The sequence below is a fragment of the Micromonospora sp. NBC_00421 genome, from assembly GCF_036017915.1.
In the GTDB taxonomy this organism is placed as follows: Bacteria; Actinomycetota; Actinomycetes; order Mycobacteriales; family Micromonosporaceae; genus Micromonospora.
Window position 1 is genome coordinate 3,434,816 of record NZ_CP107929.1, and the last position, 15,884, is coordinate 3,450,699.

Consider the following 15,884-nt stretch of genomic DNA (forward strand, 5'->3'; position numbering starts at 1 on the left):
CCCCGCCCTCCCCGCCCCACCCGTGCCCGTGCCCCCACCCGTGCCCGTCGATCATGGAGTTGTGGTGGGGGCAACGCCCCTGTTTGCACCTTGTGCGGGGCACCACAACTCCATGATCGACGCGGGCGGGGTGGGCGCGGCAGGGTGGGGCGGGCAGGGTGGGGGTGGGGTGGGGTGGGGTGGGGGTTAGGGGCGGGCGGTGGGGATGGGGGGGAGGGGCCAGTACGGTCGGTCGGCGTCTCGGAGGGCGGCTGTGCGGAGGGCGGCGAGCTGCCTCTCCACCTCGGCGAAGTGGTCCGGGGTGAGCGGGCCGAGGCGCAGCGCGGCGGCGTTCTCCTCGACCTGGGCGACGGTGCGGCAGCCGGGAATCGGCACCGTCCGGTCGCTGCGCGCCCAGATCCAGCCGAGCGCGCCCTGTGCCAGGGTCCGCCCGTCGGCGGTGAGCGCGCCCCGCACCGCGGTGACCCGACGCAGCCACTCCGGTGCCGGCCGACCGCTGCGGAACCACTCCAGCCAGCCCGGGGCCATCCCCCGTACGTCGTCGCGGGGCAGCGTCGAGCCGGTGGTGTACTTGCCGGTGAGCAGCCCCATCCCGAGCGGGCCCCGGTTGACGCTGGCCAGGTCGTGCTTGTCGCAGGTGGCCAGCATCACCGGGGCGTCCCGCAGCACCGACAGGCTGTGCTGGATCGCGGTGGCGTGCGGGGCCACCTGGGCGAACCCGGCGGCCCGGTCGGCCCGGTCGGTGCTCCAGCCGTACGACCGGACCAGGCCGTCGGCGACCAGTTCCTCACAGGTGCCGACCAGGGCCTCCACCCGGGGCAGCGGCAGGTCGCCGAGGTGCAGTTGGTAGAGGTCGATCCGGTCGGTGTCCAGGCGGCGCAGCGAGTCGACCACCGCCCGCCGCAGATGGTCCGGGGAGGCATCCTCGCCGGTGGCCTGCCGGGACCGCTCGTCGAACGTGTATCCCCACTTGGTGGCGATCACCGCCTCGTCCCGACGGCCCGCCAACGCCCGCCCGAGGATCCGCTCACCGTGCCCCGCGCCGTACGTGTCGGCGGTGTCGAAGAGGGTGATCCCGAGGTCGAGCGCCCGCCGTACGGCGCGCACCGATTCCTCGTCGTCGACCGCGCCCCAGCCCAGCGGTTGGTGTCCCTCGGCCCAGGGGCCACCGATCGCCCAGCATCCCATGCCGAGGGCGCTGACCTCGATGCCGCTGCGACCCAACATCCGTGTCGTCACTGCCATCGCCGCATCGTGTCACCTTCGGGGCGCGCGGGGGGACGAAGCTGACGCATCGTGCCCGATCGACCACAAGCGACACCGGCGCGGCCGTTCCCGGACACCGCCGGCGCCCTCGTCACCAACAGCGCCCGCACCGGATCGACCCCACGCGGCACCGGCGGCCGACAGGCCCGGCCGCCGAGGTCAGCGCGGCAGCAGACGCGCCAGCGGCAGCGGTGTCGGCTGCCCCGGCCAGGCCCCGGTCAAGGTGGCGGCGGTCGACCCGTCACCGGGCAGCCCGTCGCCGCCCTGGTCACCGCCGGGCAGCCGGCGCGCGACGACCAGGTCGACGGTGTCGGTGACGATGCGGACCGGATCGCCGTCGACCACCTGGCGTACGCCGCCCACCACCGGGACGGCGACGCTACCGTGGACGGCCACCGCCATGGACGGCTCGCGGACCTCCCGTACGCCGTCGGTCTCGAAGTGTTCCTCGGCCTGCCCGGTGCCGGTCACGATCGCGGCGGCCAGCGCGGCGGCGTACACCGGGTCGCCGCAGGCGTCGTAGACCCAGCGGGGGCCGAGCACCGAGTGCCGGGTGGTGCCGATCAGCAACTCGTCGGCACCGGCCAGCGGCGCGCCCCGGTAGGTCAGCGGGACCTGGTACACCGGCCCGGCACCGACCCGGACCAGCATCGTCTCGATGCCCACCGCGCCGGCGGGGTCGTCGAACCGGTAGGCCGCCACCCGTGCCGGCTCGCTGTCGACCGGTCCCGCGTACCACCGCCGGCCGGGCAGCCAGGCGGTCAGGAGTTCGAGTTTGGTGGGGCGGATCTCCGCCCGGTGCAGCAGCGCCATGATCACATCCTAGGAACCGGCCGGTCCGGACGGCCAGGCGCGGGCGAGCAGCGCACGGGTGTCGGAGAGCAGTTGCGGCAGCACCTTCGTCCGGCCGATCACCGGCATGAAGTTGACGTCCCCACCCCACCGGGGCACCACGTGCTGGTGCAGGTGGGCGGCGATGCCGGCACCGGCCACCCCGCCCTGGTTCATCCCCAGGTTGAACCCGTGCGCGCTGCTGACCTGTCGGACCACCCGCATCGCGGTCTGGGTGAACACCGCCAACTCCGCCGTCTCGGCCGGGTCGAGATCGGTGTAGTCGGCCACGTGCCGGTAGGGGCAGACCAGCAGGTGCCCGGGATTGTACGGGTAGAGGTTGAGCACCACGAATACGTGCGCGCCCCGGGCGACCACCAGGCTCCGGTCAGCCGGCAGCCCGGGGGCCAGGCAGAACGGACAGCCGGCGGGCTTCTCGTAGCCGCCCTCGGGCCGGTCCTCCCCGGAGATGTAGGTCATCCGGTGCGGGGTCCAGAGCCGGTCCAGCCCGTCCGCCAGACCCTCGTCCGCCGGGCCTTCGTCCGCCGGGCTGTGGTCCGTGTCGCCGTCGAGGTGCCGCTCCGCCCCAGTCACACCGTCGATCCTACGATCCCCCGCGCGAACCGCCACCGGCCCGCCGGTGCGGGCCGGTGGCGACCGGGGTCAACTCCCGGCGGACGGCCCCGAGTTGGTACGCGAGGAGACCACCTCGAGCACGTGGCCGACCGCCTCGGCGACCGGCACCCCGTTGCGCTGGGAACCGTCGCGGTAGCGGAACGACACGGTGCCGGCGGCCACGTCGTCGTCACCGGCGATCACCATGAACGGGATCTTCTGCTGCTGCGCGGTGCGGATCTTCTTCTGCATCCGGTCGTCACCGGCGTCGACCTGGGCCCGGATGCCCTCGGCGCGCAGCGCCGCGACGAACCCGTGCAGGTAGTCGGTGTGGTCCTCGCGGATCGGGATGCCGACCACCTGCACCGGTGCCAGCCAGGCCGGGAAGGCCCCGGCGTAGTGCTCGGTGAGCACCCCGAAGAACCGCTCGATCGAGCCGAAGAGCGCCCGGTGGATCATCACCGGCCGCTGCCGGCTGCCGTCGGCCGCCTGGTATTCCAGGCCGAACCGCTCGGGCAGGTTGAAGTCGACCTGGATGGTGGACATCTGCCAGGTCCGGCCGATGGCGTCCTTGGCCTGTACGGAGATCTTCGGCCCGTAGAACGCCGCGCCACCCGGGTCGGGCACCAGGGTCAGGCCCGACTCCTGCGCGGCCGAGCGCAGCGCCTCGGTGGCCCGCTCCCAGTTCTCGTCGGTGCCGACCGACTTGTCCGGGTTTCGGGTGGACAACTCCAGATAGAAGTCGTCCAGGCCGTAGTCGCGCAGCAGTTCCAGGACGAAGGCGAGCAGCGACTTCAGCTCGCCGGCCATCTGCTCCTCGGTGCAGAAGATGTGCGCGTCGTCCTGGGTCATGCCGCGAACCCTGGTCAGGCCGTGCACCACACCGGACTTCTCGTACCGGTAGACCGTGCCGAACTCGAACATCCGCAGCGGCAGCTCCCGGTAGGAGCGGCCCCGGGACCGGAAGATCAGGTCGTGCATCGGGCAGTTCATCGGCTTGAGGTAGTAGTTCGCCCCCTCCACCTCCATGGGGGGGAACATCCCGTCGGCGTACCAGTCGAGATGCCCGGAGACCTCGTACAGGTGGCCCTTGGTGATGTGCGGGGTGTTGACGAACGCGTAGCCGGCCTGCTCGTGCTTGATCCGGGAGTAGTTCTCCATCTCCCGGCGGATGATGCCGCCCTTGGGGTGGAAGACCGCCAGGCCGGAGCCCAGTTCGTCGGGGAAGCTGAACAGGTCGAGGTCGACGCCGAGCTTGCGGTGGTCGCGCCGGGCGGCCTCCTCCAGCAGCTTCAGGTACGCCTTCAGCTCGTCCCGGGTCGGCCAGGCGGTGCCGTAGACCCGCTGGAGCTGGGGGTTCTTCTCCGAGCCCCGCCAGTACGCGGCGGCCGAGCGCATCAGCTTGAACGCGCCGATCAACCTGGTGTTCGGCAGGTGCGGGCCCCGGCACAGGTCCGACCAGCAGACCTTGTCCTCGCCGGCGGCGAGGTTGTCGTAGATGGTCAGCTCGCCGCCGCCGACCTCCATCACCTCGCTGGTGTCCAGCCCCTCGCCCTTGACGTCGATGAGCTCCAGCTTGAACGGCTCGGCGGCCAGCTCGGCCTTCGCCTCGTCCAGGCTGGCGAAGCGGCGGCGGCGGAACCGCTGCCCGGACTTGACGATCTCCTGCATCCGCTTCTCGAGCTTGGCCAGGTCGTCCGGCTGGAACGGCTTGTCGACGGCGAAGTCGTAGTAGAAGCCGTTCTCGATCGGCGGGCCGATGCCCAGCTTGGCCTCGGGGAAGACGTCCTGCACGGCCTGGGCTAGCACGTGGGCGGTGGAGTGCCGCAGCACGTCGAGCCCGTCCGGCGAGTCGAGGCTGACCGGCTCGACGGTGGTCTCCTCGGCCGGGGCCCAGTCCAGGTCACGCAGCTGGCCCTGCGGGTCGCGGACCACCACGACCGCCTTCGGGCCGGCGGCGGGCAGCCCGGCCGCGGCCACCGCGTCGGCCGCCGTCGTCCCGGCGGCGACGACGACGGGGTCGGCCACGACGGGGGTACGGGGTGCGGACACGGTGACTCCTCAACGGCAGACGGCACGGATGGGCCGGGTGTTCCGGCTCCTTCGATGCTATCGGGCGCCCGGTTCCGCCCGGTCGCCGGGAAAGGAAGCCCTCGTCGTGTCGTCGGCGGCCCGCGGGTTGAACCTTTTCGGCCCGCCGTCCGAACTACCAGGTGTGGCCGGAGCCGGTGTCGGCCACGGCGAGACGGATGGGGGCGGAAATGGCGACGACCCGCGATGGTGCCCGGCGGGGCCGGACCGTACTGGTGCTGGCGGCTGCGGTGGCCGCGGTGTTCGGTGCGCCGGTCGCGGCGTCGGCCGACGGGGTGACGTCCAGCCCGGGCCAGGCCGTGCAGGGCGACGCGGTGGAGCTGACGTTCGTGGTGCCCGAGGAGCGGCCCGGCACCCGCACCGAGAAGATCGAGTTCAGGCTCCCGCCGGACGCCCCGATCGGCGAGGTCTACCCGCTGTCGGTGGACGGCTGGGCGCCCCTGATCACCTCCCGCGACCTGGAAGCGCCGGTGGCCGGGATCCACGCCCCCTCGGTCAGCACGGTGACCTCCGCGGTGGTCTGGACCCGGGGGGCCGGGCCGGCGGTGCCGGGGCCGGCCCGGCTCTCGGTGGCCATGGGTCCGCTGCCGCAGCTCGACCGGATGACCTTCGAGGTGGTGCAGACCTACTCGGACGGCACTGTGGTGCGCTGGGCCGACCCGGCCGGGGGCGGGCACCCCGCCCCGACGCTGGCGCTGGTGCCGCCGGCTCCCGGGGCGGCCACCGGGCACGGCCACGGCGGTGCCGCCGACGGGACGGATGCCGGGGCCGACCCGGCCGTCGGGGCCGAACCCACGGAGGACGGCGGGGACGGCGGGCCCAGCGCGGACCTGCTGCTCGGCGGCGGTCTGCTGGTCGGTCTGGGTGGCGGCGCGGCGATCGGCTGGGTGGCGAACCGCTCCCGCCGCCGGTCCGCGGCCGGCGACGCGGACGCGGCCGACGAGAACACCGGCAGGGACGACGACCCGACGCCCGCCACCGATTCCACCCCGGACGACCGGGCCTGGCGCTTCGACGGGCACTCCCCGACCGACCGGAACCCCGCCGCCCCGGGCACCACCGGGCAGACCGGAACCCCGACCGCCGCCGAGGCGGACGTCGACACGGCCCGTACCACCACCGCCGGCACCGAGGCGCGGGCCGACGCGCGCTGAGCCAGGCAGACGTCCGCGCGCTGAGCCAGGCAGACGTCCGGTCAGCCGAGCCAGGCTGGCAGCGCCTCCCGGGCGGCGAGCCAGTCGGTCGGCACCCCGCCGGGCGTGCCGACCCCGGTGTGACAGCCGACGATCCCGCCGACGATCGCGGCGGTGGTGTCGACGTCCCCGCCCGCCTCGACGCAGGCGCGGATGGCGGCCGGGTAGTCGGCCAGGTGGGTGGCGGCCACCCAGAGGGTGAAGGCGACGGTGTCCTGGGCGGTCACCCGGGAGCCGTTGCCCAGCACCGCGACGACCTCGGCGAGGGGGCGGCCGAGTAGGCCGATCGCCCGGCGTGTCCCCCGGTGCACCTGGCCGGCCGGGTCGATCGCGCCGGCGACGGTGGCGAGCAGCCGGGCCGCGTCGGGGCGGTCCCCGTCCAGCCGGGCCCGCGCGGCGAGCGAGGCGGCGACGGCCACCGCGACCGCGCCCGCGATCCCCTCCGGGTGGGCGTGGGTGATCTCGGCGCTGGCGCGGGCCCGGGTCGCCGCGCGGGTGGTCGAGTCGGCGTACCAGGCCCCGAGCGGGGCGACCCGCATCGCCGCGCCGTTTCCGCAGGAGCCCTGCCCGTCGAAGGCCGAGGCGGCGGCCACCGGCCACGGGGTGCCGGTGCGGATCAACCGCAGGATCGTCACCGCACCCGGCCCGTAGCCCCGGTAGGGCTCGGCCCGGGTGGCGAACGCCAACGCCAGCCGGTCGGGGTCGACGTCGCCGTGGGCGGCCAGCTCGGCCAGCACCGAGCAGGCCATCTCGGTGTCGTCGGTCCACTGCCAGGGCGGCGTGGGTAGCCGCCCGGCCGCGAGGTCCTCGGGCCGCCGGCCCGGGACGAAGAACTGGGAACCGAGGGCGTCGCCGACGGACAGCCCGGCGAGGCTGTCCCGGGCCAATGCCAGCCGGGCGTCGGGGAAGAGGGTGAACGACATCGTCGTACCATTTTGCCCGGTTCGCGGATACGGCGCAACGGACCCGACTTGCCACGGGCAGTACGGTGCTGACGTGGCCACCGTGCTCCTGGTCGAAGACGACCACGTCGTCCGGGGCGCGATGCTGCGCTCGCTCAGTGAACGGGGGCACGCGGTGCACGCGGTCGGCACGGCGCTGGACGCGCTGCGCCGGGTCGCCGCCGAGACCCCCGATCTGGTCGTACTCGACCTGGGCCTGCCCGACCTGGACGGCTCGGACGCGCTGCGGATGCTCCGCGGCATCACCGACGTGCCCATCATCATCGCCACCGCCCGCGACGACGAGCAGTCGGTGGTCCGGCTGCTGCGCGCCGGTGCGGACGACTACATGGTCAAACCGTTCACCGGCGCCCACCTCGACGCCCGGATCACCACCGTGCTGCGCCGGGTCGGCCGGGCCAGCCGTACCGTGTCCCCGGCCGTGCACACGGTCAGCGGGCTGCGGGTGGACGTGGGCGAGCGCAGCGCGGTGCTCGACGGGGAGCCGCTGGCGCTCACCCGCAAGGAATTCGACCTGCTGGCCTACCTGGCCGCGCGACCTGGCCGGGTGGTGTCCCGGCGGGAACTCTTGGAGGAGGTATGGCGCCAGCCGTCGGTCGGCGAGGACCAGACCATCGACGTTCACCTGTACTGGCTGCGTCGAAAGATGGGCGAGTCCGCGGCGAAGCCGCGCTACCTGCGCACCGTGCGGGGGGTGGGGTTCCGGCTGGTGGCCCCCGACTGAGGCCGGCGCTGGCCGCCCTGACGGCCGGGATGTGCGCGCTGGTCGCGCTGGCGTTCCTGGTCCCGCTCGGGCTGAGCCTGCAGGGCGAGGTACGGGACGAGGCGCTGGCCGACGCGGCGCGCCGCGGGGCGATGGTCACCGGCGCGCTCGCGGTCAGCACCGAGCCGACGGCGGTCCGCCGGGCGGTCGAGGCCACCGGGGACGACCCGGCGACCCGACCGGTGGTGCATGGCCTGGCCGGCGAGCAGCCCGCCGGCCGGGCCTCGACCGCCGACCTGGAGCAGGCCCGGGGCGAGGCGCAGTCGCGGGTGGTCGACGTCGACGGCGGGTTGGTGCGGCTCGACCCGGTGGTGCTCGACGGCAGGGTCGCCGTGGTCGAGGTCTTCGTGCCCACCGCCGTCCTCGACGAGGGCGCGGGCGGCACCTGGTTGCTACTCGCCGGGGTGGCGGTGGCACTCGTCGGCGCGGCGGTGATCGTGGTGGACCGGGTCGCCGCACGGGCGGTCGACTCCACCCGGGGCCTGGTCCGGGCCGCGCTCGCCGTCGGCGACGGCGACCTGGGGGTACGCGTCGACCCGACCGGTCCACGCGAGCTGGCCGAGGCCGGGTACGCGTTCAACCGGATGGCCGACCGGCTGGTGGCCGCCCGTACCGACGAGCGGGAGCTGGTGGCGGACCTGTCGCACCGGCTGCGTACCCCGCTGACGGTGCTGCGGCTGGACGCCGAGGGGCTGGACTCCGACGACACCAGCGTCGGCTCGTTCAGCCCGGCGGAGTTGGACCGGCGGCGGACGATCCGGCGCATCCGGCAGGCGATCGTCACCCTGGAGGGGGAGATCGACGTCCTCATCAAGACGACCCGCAAGGCGATCGCGCACGAGGCCGGGCCGGCCGAGTGTGACGTCAGCGAGGTGGTCCGGGACCGGATGGTGTTCTGGGCGGCGCTGGCCGGCGACCAGAACCGACCACACCGGGTCAGCGGCGCCCAGTTGCGGATTCCGGTGCCGGTGCCCAGGGCCGAGCTGGCCGCCGCCCTGGACGCGGTGATCGGCAACGTCTTCCGCTACACCCCGCAGGGCACCGCGTTCGAGGTGGCCGTCTCCCGCCGGGACGGGTACGTGGCGATCCGGATCGACGACGCCGGGCCGGGCATCGCGAACCCGGACCGGGCGTTGCGGCGCGGGAGCAGCGACCAGGGCTCGACCGGGCTGGGGCTGGACATCGCCAGGCGGGTGGCGTTGCAGGCCAACGGTTCGGTGAGCCTGGACCGGGCCCGGCTGGGTGGGGCCAGCGTGGTGATGCTGCTGGCCGACCCGCAGGCGACCCCCCGTCAGGTCAACCGGTTCGGCCTGGTGGGCCGGATGGCGCGGGAGGCGCGGGAGCAGAAGAGCGGGGGCCGCCGCTGGCCCCGGCAACGCCCCACGGACGACTGACCGGTCGCCTCCGACAGTGCCGTGGCGGCGCTGACTGTGCTGCGGTGCAAGGTTTCCTTAGATCCGGATTAACGACGGCGACGCGGGGCGCGCGGGCTGACAGGATCGTGTCCGAACCCATCAGTTCCACCGGCCTGTCGCCCCTGACACCCACCGGCCGGTGGATCGGTACGCGCGGCGGGGGCACGGTCCCCCACACCAGTCCCCGCCGCGCGTACACCACTTCTTCCCGCTGTCACAGCCCGTTCCTGCTGTCACAGCCCCTTCCCGCTGTCACCGGCCGCCGACCCGGCCGACCCGGTCGCGGGTCAGCGGGTGGCCACGAGGGCGTCGATCTCGGCGGTGATCCGGGCCTTACCGGCCGGGTCGAGGAACGAGGCGGAGACCGCCTCCCGGGCCAGCGCGGCGAGCCCGTCGGGGCCGGCGTCGAGCAGCCGGGCGGCGACCGCGTACTCGTCGTTGAGGGTGGTGTTGAACATCGGCGGGTCGTCGGAGTTGATGGTGACCCGGACGCCCGCGTCGACCAGTTGCCGCAGCGGGTGCTCCTCGATCCGGGCGACCGCCCGGGTCCGCACGTTGGAGGTCGGGCAGACCTCCAACGGGATACGGTGCTCGGCCAGGTATCCGAGCAACGCCGGGTCCTGCGCGGCGGAGATGCCGTGGCCGATCCGTTCGGCGCCCAGCTCGCGCAGGGCGTCCCAGACGGTCTGCGGGCCGGTGGTCTCCCCGGCGTGCGGCACGGACCGCAGCCCGGCCGCCCGGGCCCGGTCGAAGTACGGCTTGAACTGGGGTCGGGGCACCCCGATCTCGGGCCCGCCGAGGCCGAAGCCGACCAGCCCGTCGGGGCGCTCGTCGAGGCTGATCCGCAGGGTCTCCTCGGCCGCCGGCAGCCCGGCCTCGCCGGGGATGTCGAAGCACCAGCGCAGCGCGATGCCGAAGTCGGCCTCGGCCCGTCGGCGGGCGTCCTCGATGGCCTCGCAGAACGCCGGCGCGGGGATGCCCCGGCGCACGTGCGAGTACGGGGTTACGGTCAGCTCGGCGTACCGGACCTGCTGCCGGGCCAGTTCCCGGGCCACCTCGTGGGTGAGCAGCCAGACGTCGTCGACGTCCCGGATCAGGTCGACGACGCTGAGGTAGACCTCGATGAAGTGGGCGAAGTCGCGGAACGCGAAGTAGTCCGCGAGCGCGTCCGGGTCCGCCGGCACGGGGCTGCGTCCCTCGTGCCGGGCGGCCAGTTCGGCGACGATCCGGGGGGACGCGGAGCCCACGTGGTGCACGTGCAGCTCCACCTTGGGCAGTTCGGCGATGAAGGTGGACAGGTCGGTCACTGCTTCTCCTCTGCACGGGCGCCGGTGCGGGCGACCACGAAGATCCGACGGAACGGGAAGTACACCTGACCCTGCCGTACCGGGTACACGTCGGCCAGCAGAATTCCCAGCGCGGCGCGGAAGTCGGCCAGGGCGGTGTCGTCCAGCACCGCCCGGACGGGGCGCAGGGCGGTGCCGTCCAGCCAGCTCAGCACGGGGTGCTCGGCGTCGGCGGGGGCGGGCAGCCGGTGCAGGTAGGTGGTCTCCCAGGCGTCGACGGCGCAACCGGCGGCGGTCAGCGCGGCGGCGTACCCGATCGGGTCGTCGACCGGGGTCTCGCGCAGCAGCGGCCGGACGGTGGCCGACCAGCGGCGGTCGGTGGCGACCTCGCGCAGCGCCCGGTGCGAGGGGCCGGTGAAGTTGCCGGGGACCTGGAACGCCAGCCACCCACCGGGCGGCAGTTCGCCGGCCCAGCGGCGCAGCAGGGCCGGGTGGTCGGGCACCCACTGGAGCACCGCGTTGGCGACCAGGACGTCCACGTCGGGGGTGGGGTGCCAGTCGGCGACGTCACCGACCGTGAAGTCGACAGGGGCGTCGAGCATCCGGGCCCGGTCGATCATCTCCGGGGAGGAGTCGAGGCCGGCGATCCGGGCGGCCGGCCAGCGGCGGGCGAGGGTCGCGGTCAGGGTGCCCGGTCCGCAGCCGAGGTCGACCACCGCCCGCGGTCGGTCGGCGTCGACCCGGGCGAGCAGGTCGTGGAAGGGTCGGGACCGTTCGTCGCCGTAGCGCAGGTAGCTGGTCGGATCCCACATCACGGCCTCCAAACCGTACGTACGTTTTGTGGTGACCCTACGACCCGCGCTGCGGCTCGGCAACCTGGTCACTAGGCTCGACCGCATGGAACAGCGCAGCTTCGACCGGCTCGGCCGGCAGGTGGGTGTGGTCGGTCTCGGTGCCTGGCAGCTCGGCGCGGACTGGGGACAGGTCAGCGAGGACGACGCCCTGGCCGTCCTCGCCGCCGCCGTGGACTCCGGGGTCACCTTCCTCGACACCGCCGACGTCTACGGCGACGGCCGCAGCGAGCAGTTGATCGGGCGGTTCCTGCGGGACAATCCCGGGCACGGGCTCACCGTCGCCACCAAGATGGGTCGCCGGGTCGAGCAGACGCCGCAGGCGTACACCCTGGACAACTTCCGGGCCTGGACCGACCGGTCCCGGGCCAACCTCGGCGTGGACACCCTCGACCTGGTGCAGCTGCACTGCCCGCCGAGCGAGGTCTTCGCCGACGACCGGGTCTTCGACGGCCTCGACACCCTGGTCGCCGAGAAGCGGACCGCCGGTTACGGGGTCAGCGTCGAGACCTGCGACCAGGCGCTCACCGCGATCGCCCGGCCGGGCGTGGCAAGCGTGCAGATCATCCTGAACGCGGTCCGGCTCAAGCCCCTCGACGAGGTGCTGCCGGCCGCCGCCGCGGCCGGGGTCGGGATCATCGCCCGGGTGCCGCTGGCCAGCGGCCTGCTCTCCGGCCGGTACGACGAGCACACCACCTTCGCCGCCGACGACCACCGCACCTACAACCGGCACGGGGAGAGCTTCGACGTCGGCGAGACCTTCTCCGGCGTCGACTTCGACCTCGGCCTGACCGTGGTCCGGCGGCTCGCCCCGCTGGTCGGCGACGGGCGCACGATGGCCCAGTTCGCCCTGCGGTGGATCGTCGACCAGCCCGGGGTGACCGTGGTCATCCCCGGTGCCCGCAGCCCGGAGCAGGCCCGGGGCAACGCCGCCGCAGCCGGCTCCCCGGCGCTGACGGCAGCCGAACTAGACACCGTCCGCTCGGTCTACGAAGAGCTGGTCCGGCCCCGGGTGCACGACCGGTGGTGAGCCACGCCGGCCGGGTCGTCGCCTCGGCGCGATCCGGCCCGCATCCTGGTGACCGGGCCGGATCGACCGGTCCACGGAAGGGGGACCGGTGAGAGGTTGGCTCACCCTCACCCTGGGCCTGCTGGCCGTGGTGGTCGGCGCCGTCTGGACGGTCCAGGGCCTCGGGTACGTCGGTGGCAGCGTGATGACCGACGAGCGGTTCTGGGCGTTCGTCGGGCCGCTGCTGGTGCTGGCCGGGCTGGTGCTGCTCTGGCGCGGCCTGCGCTCCCGCCGGCTGCCCTGATACCGCGCCGCGCCACCGGCCGAGGCGGCACAGCCGCGCTCCGGCAGCACAGCGCGCGGGAGACCGATCGCTCCGGCGGCACAGCGCGCGGGAGACCGATGCGGAAAGCCCCGCGTCCCTCGGGGACACGGGGCTTCTCGTCGATCCGGCTGGCCGGATCACCCGGGCCGGCAGCGCCGACCGGCTTGGCTCAGAGGGGGCGGACCTGCTCGGCCTGCGGACCCTTCTGACCCTGGGCGATCTCGAACTCCACCCGCTGGTTCTCCTCCAGCGAGCGGTAGCCGCTGGACTGGATGGCCGAGAAGTGGACGAACACGTCAGCACCCCCGCCGTCGACGGTGATGAAGCCGAAGCCCTTGTCAGCGTTGAACCACTTCACGGTTCCCTGCGCCATGTGTATCTCCTTCTAAAACTGGCGGCCGAGCATGCCGTGCGGCCGATTGGCCGTTTTCGAGCAGCGGAGCCTGAGGCGGCCTCCACAGTGGCAGGCTTCTCTCGACCCACGCCATCTCGCAACAGCGGGGATTAGCAAACCACGTACCCAAAAACTCTGCACAGCCTAATCGACGAAATTCTCCGACATGTGACCTGACGGATGCCCGACGCCCGCTTGCAGGGTCGCCGAAAACATGCGAAAGGCCCCCCGACCGTCGATACGTTCGGGGGGCCGACAGGCCGTCTGAGCCCAGTGTCGCGGCTGGTCGGCGGGCAGGTCGTGGTGACCGACCGGTCAGTCCGGCCAGCGCCCGGTCAACCGCCGCACGCCTACCGCACCGCCCCGGTCCACCGCCGCGCGGACGACCGAGAAGATCGCCCCCTGCAATGCCGCCGCCGCGAGAATCTCGCCCCAGCGACGATCCTCGTCGGTCGGGTCGGGCGCCTCACCGTCGCCGGCGGTCGCCTTCCAGACCTGCCGGAAGATCGCCCCCGCGAGCGTGCCCGCGGCCAGCCCCAGCAGCACCCCGACCGGCTTGTACGCGGTCCTGCCGATCCCCTTGCTCACCTACGCCTCCCCCGAACGATCAACAACACCACCACCACGGCGACCGCACCGGCCGCCACCGTCGCCCACGGCACCGGATTACGCCGGACCGCGACCCCCGTGTCGTACGCCTGCGCCCGCGCGATGTCGGCGCCCTGCGCCGCCTGGCCCCGTACCCGCGCCACGGTCAGCGCGGCCTGCTCACGCACCCGGTCCTTCGCCTGCTCCGCCGAGTCCTTCAACCGTGCCTTCACGTCGGCCTTGGCGGCCAGCATCTCCACGGTCTCGCCCAACTCCACCCGGGTCCGCCGGATCTCCTCGCGGAGCGCCTCGGTGTCACCGGTGCCGTTGCCCGCCCCGTTACTGCCTGTCGTGCCGGTCATGCCCGTCCCCTGTCCTTCACCGCGGCGGCGACGGTGTCCACGTCCGCGCGGACGCTGCGGACCGTCGCCTCCGGCATCGGGGGGACCGCCTGGCTGACCTGCTTCTTCCCGACCAGGGCGAGCACCCCGGCGATGAGGAAGAGCACCACCGCCACGATCAGCGCCGCCGCCCAGGCGGGCAGCACCAGGGCCAGCAGCAGGATCGCGGCGGCGACCAGCGCGCCGAGCCCGTACAGGGCCAGTGCCCCGCCCCCGCCGAAGAGGCCGATCCCGATCCCGGCGTGCTTGCCCTTCTGGGTCAGCTCCGCCCGGGCCAGGGCCAGCTCGTCCCGGACCAGTCGGGAAACCTGCTCCGTGGCCCGCTGCACCAGCTCGGCGGTGGACGGTTCGCTCCCGGTCCGGGACGTGTGGTGGTTCGCGACGTCAGCCATGCTGTCCTCCTTTCGTCATCACCGCGCTGTATGCCCGGAGCCGCCGTCCGTCAATCCTGCGCACGGTTACCAACCACATCTGACCCCAGGTCGGGCCGGAACGTCCGGCAAAACGCGGAAGCGGATCCGACGAAGCCCCACGACCCGGGGTCGCGAGGGCTTCGAGGTGGCTCACGCCGGGCAGCCGGCACCCGATACTCAACGCCGGGCGACAGCCGCCGGTGGCGCAGCGCCGGGCGACAGCTGCCGGTGGATCAGCGCCGGGCGTCCGCGTTCTGGTCGGCACCGACCAGGGCGTCGCCCCGGGCATCGGTGTCGGGGCCGACGAAGGCCTCGCTGCGGGCGTCGCCGTCGTCGCTGCCACCGAAGACCCGGGCGTCGTCGGGCACCTCGCCGTCCTGCCTGCGACGGGCCGGCCGGCGCGGCTGCACCCACTGCCAGGGCAGGCTGCCGGAGGAGTCACCCAACTCGGTACGGGTCCGGGGCAGCGCGGTGGGCCGGTGGTCGCGCACCCAGCCGACCAGGTGTTCGCGTACCAGGCAGCGCAGGTCCCACAGGCTGCCGGCGTCTGCGGCGCTGACCAGGGCCCGGACCTTGACCGCGCCACCGGTGGCGTCGGTGACCTGGAGCACGCAGACCCGGCCGTCCCACAGCTCGGTGCCCTCGACCAGCCGGCGCAGCTCCTCGCGCATCGACTGCACCGGGATCGACCAGTCGAGGTCGAACTCGGCCGTGCCGAGCACCGCCGCCTCGGTCCGGGTCCAGTTCTGGAACGGGGTGCTGGTGAAGTACGAGGTGGGCAGGATCAGCCGCCGGTCGTCCCAGATCTGGACCACCACGTAACTCAGCGTCAACTCCTCGATCCGGCCCCACTCCCCCTCGACCACGACCACGTCGTCGAGGCGGACCGCGTCGCTGAAGGCGAGCTGAAGACCGGCGATGACGTTGCCGAGCAGGCTCTGCGCGGCAAGCGCGGCGACCACACCGACCACCCCGGCACTGGTGAGCACGCCCGCGCCGATGCCGCGTACCGCCGGGAAGGTCATCAGCATCACGCCGACGGCGAGCACCACGATCACCACGATGGTCAGCCGGCGCAGCAGCACCACCTGGGTGCGTACCCGGCGGGCGTGCCGGTTGTCCGGCACGTCCACCCGCAGGAACCGGGCCAGCGCGGTGTCCTCCGCCACCACGAGCAGCGCGGCGACCAGCCAGGCCACCGCAGCGACCACGCCCAGTACCAGGATGTGCAGCATCGCCTGCCGCAACCCGGTGCCGATCGCGTAGCCGGTGGTCCAGCGGACCGCGAACTGCACGGCCACCACCGTGCCGGCGACCTGGAACGGCCGGTGCACGTGCGCGGTCAGCTCGGTCATCAGGTGGGACCGGCGGCCGAGCCGCCGGATCACCCGGTGCACCACCTCGACGAGCAGCAACGCGATCGCCGCCGCAGTGGCCGCGGCGGCGATCGTCTCCAGGTAGTTCCGCACGTGGTTGTCTCC

17 protein-coding genes are annotated in these 15,884 nt (G+C 73.6%); 5 read left to right on the forward strand and 12 right to left on the reverse strand.

Going from position 1 to position 15,884, the window contains the following annotated elements:
* Positions 1–186 precede the first annotated feature (186 nt).
* The 4 genes from OHQ87_RS14175 to thrS form a co-directional block, all read right to left on the reverse strand.
* On the reverse strand, positions 187–1,245 hold the full coding sequence (locus tag OHQ87_RS14175; RefSeq protein WP_328348545.1) for an aldo/keto reductase: 1,059 nt from the start codon (positions 1,243–1,245) through the stop codon (positions 187–189).
* 180 nt (positions 1,246–1,425) lie between these two features.
* Positions 1,426–2,079 carry a CG0192-related protein gene (locus tag OHQ87_RS14180; RefSeq protein ID WP_328348546.1) on the reverse strand — a complete coding sequence of 218 codons (654 nt, stop codon included), beginning with the start codon at positions 2,077–2,079 and terminating at the stop codon, positions 1,426–1,428.
* Between the two features lie 9 nt (positions 2,080–2,088).
* Complete coding sequence (locus OHQ87_RS14185; protein WP_442930774.1) at positions 2,089–2,691, reverse strand: HIT family protein; 603 nt, start codon at positions 2,689–2,691, stop codon at positions 2,089–2,091.
* 69 nt (positions 2,692–2,760) lie between these two features.
* Complete coding sequence (gene thrS, locus OHQ87_RS14190) at positions 2,761–4,764, reverse strand: threonine--tRNA ligase (protein ID WP_328348547.1); 2,004 nt, start codon at positions 4,762–4,764, stop codon at positions 2,761–2,763.
* Positions 4,765–4,973: 209 nt separating this feature from the next.
* Between thrS and OHQ87_RS14195 the strand changes: the two genes are divergently transcribed.
* The gene (locus OHQ87_RS14195; protein ID WP_328348548.1) at positions 4,974–5,957 is read left to right on the forward strand and encodes a DUF1775 domain-containing protein; all 984 of its coding nucleotides are present in this window, start codon (positions 4,974–4,976) and stop codon (positions 5,955–5,957) included.
* Between the two features lie 41 nt (positions 5,958–5,998).
* Here OHQ87_RS14195 and OHQ87_RS14200 read toward each other — a convergent pair whose 3' ends face one another.
* Complete coding sequence (locus OHQ87_RS14200; protein ID WP_328348549.1) at positions 5,999–6,919, reverse strand: ADP-ribosylglycohydrolase family protein; 921 nt, start codon at positions 6,917–6,919, stop codon at positions 5,999–6,001.
* Between the two features lie 73 nt (positions 6,920–6,992).
* Here OHQ87_RS14200 and OHQ87_RS14205 point away from each other — a divergent pair, with 73 nt between their 5' ends.
* On the forward strand, positions 6,993–7,682 hold the full coding sequence (locus OHQ87_RS14205) for a response regulator transcription factor (RefSeq protein ID WP_328348550.1): 690 nt from the start codon (positions 6,993–6,995) through the stop codon (positions 7,680–7,682).
* Positions 7,683–7,711: 29 nt separating this feature from the next.
* Positions 7,712–9,115 (forward strand): HAMP domain-containing sensor histidine kinase, encoded by a 1,404-nt coding sequence (locus OHQ87_RS14210; protein ID WP_328348551.1) that lies wholly within the window; start codon positions 7,712–7,714, stop codon positions 9,113–9,115.
* A gap of 308 nt (positions 9,116–9,423) precedes the next feature.
* On the opposite strand, the gene OHQ87_RS14215 is transcribed toward OHQ87_RS14210, so the two are convergent.
* Positions 9,424–10,443 carry an adenosine deaminase gene (locus OHQ87_RS14215; RefSeq protein WP_328348552.1) on the reverse strand — a complete coding sequence of 340 codons (1,020 nt, stop codon included), beginning with the start codon at positions 10,441–10,443 and terminating at the stop codon, positions 9,424–9,426.
* A complete protein-coding gene (locus tag OHQ87_RS14220; RefSeq protein WP_328348553.1) occupies positions 10,440–11,234 on the reverse strand; it encodes a trans-aconitate 2-methyltransferase in 795 nt (264 codons plus the stop codon). The genes OHQ87_RS14215 and OHQ87_RS14220 overlap by 4 nt, the downstream gene beginning before the upstream one ends.
* Before the next feature lie 85 nt (positions 11,235–11,319).
* Between OHQ87_RS14220 and OHQ87_RS14225 the strand changes: the two genes are divergently transcribed.
* Together OHQ87_RS14225 and OHQ87_RS14230 are read left to right on the forward strand one after the other, a co-directional pair.
* The gene (locus OHQ87_RS14225; RefSeq protein WP_328348554.1) at positions 11,320–12,303 is read left to right on the forward strand and encodes an aldo/keto reductase; all 984 of its coding nucleotides are present in this window, start codon (positions 11,320–11,322) and stop codon (positions 12,301–12,303) included.
* Positions 12,304–12,391: 88 nt separating this feature from the next.
* Positions 12,392–12,586 carry a hypothetical protein gene (locus tag OHQ87_RS14230; protein ID WP_328348555.1) on the forward strand — a complete coding sequence of 65 codons (195 nt, stop codon included), beginning with the start codon at positions 12,392–12,394 and terminating at the stop codon, positions 12,584–12,586.
* A gap of 190 nt (positions 12,587–12,776) precedes the next feature.
* On the opposite strand, the gene OHQ87_RS14235 is transcribed toward OHQ87_RS14230, so the two are convergent.
* From OHQ87_RS14235 to OHQ87_RS14255, 5 genes are all read right to left on the reverse strand, one after another.
* Positions 12,777–12,980: a cold-shock protein gene (locus OHQ87_RS14235; RefSeq protein ID WP_067306996.1), complete on the reverse strand. Its 204-nt coding sequence runs from the start codon at positions 12,978–12,980 to the stop codon at positions 12,777–12,779.
* Positions 12,981–13,316: 336 nt separating this feature from the next.
* Positions 13,317–13,589, reverse strand: a complete 273-nt coding sequence (locus OHQ87_RS14240; protein ID WP_282342645.1) for a DUF4235 domain-containing protein — start codon at positions 13,587–13,589, stop codon at positions 13,317–13,319.
* Positions 13,586–13,951, reverse strand: a complete 366-nt coding sequence (locus OHQ87_RS14245; RefSeq protein ID WP_328348556.1) for a DUF3618 domain-containing protein — start codon at positions 13,949–13,951, stop codon at positions 13,586–13,588. The genes OHQ87_RS14240 and OHQ87_RS14245 overlap by 4 nt, the downstream gene beginning before the upstream one ends.
* Complete coding sequence (locus OHQ87_RS14250) at positions 13,948–14,382, reverse strand: phage holin family protein (protein WP_328348557.1); 435 nt, start codon at positions 14,380–14,382, stop codon at positions 13,948–13,950. The genes OHQ87_RS14245 and OHQ87_RS14250 overlap by 4 nt, the downstream gene beginning before the upstream one ends.
* 254 nt (positions 14,383–14,636) lie before the next feature.
* The gene (locus OHQ87_RS14255) at positions 14,637–15,872 is read right to left on the reverse strand and encodes a mechanosensitive ion channel family protein (protein WP_328348558.1); all 1,236 of its coding nucleotides are present in this window, start codon (positions 15,870–15,872) and stop codon (positions 14,637–14,639) included.
* Between the last annotated feature and the right edge of the window lie 12 nt (positions 15,873–15,884).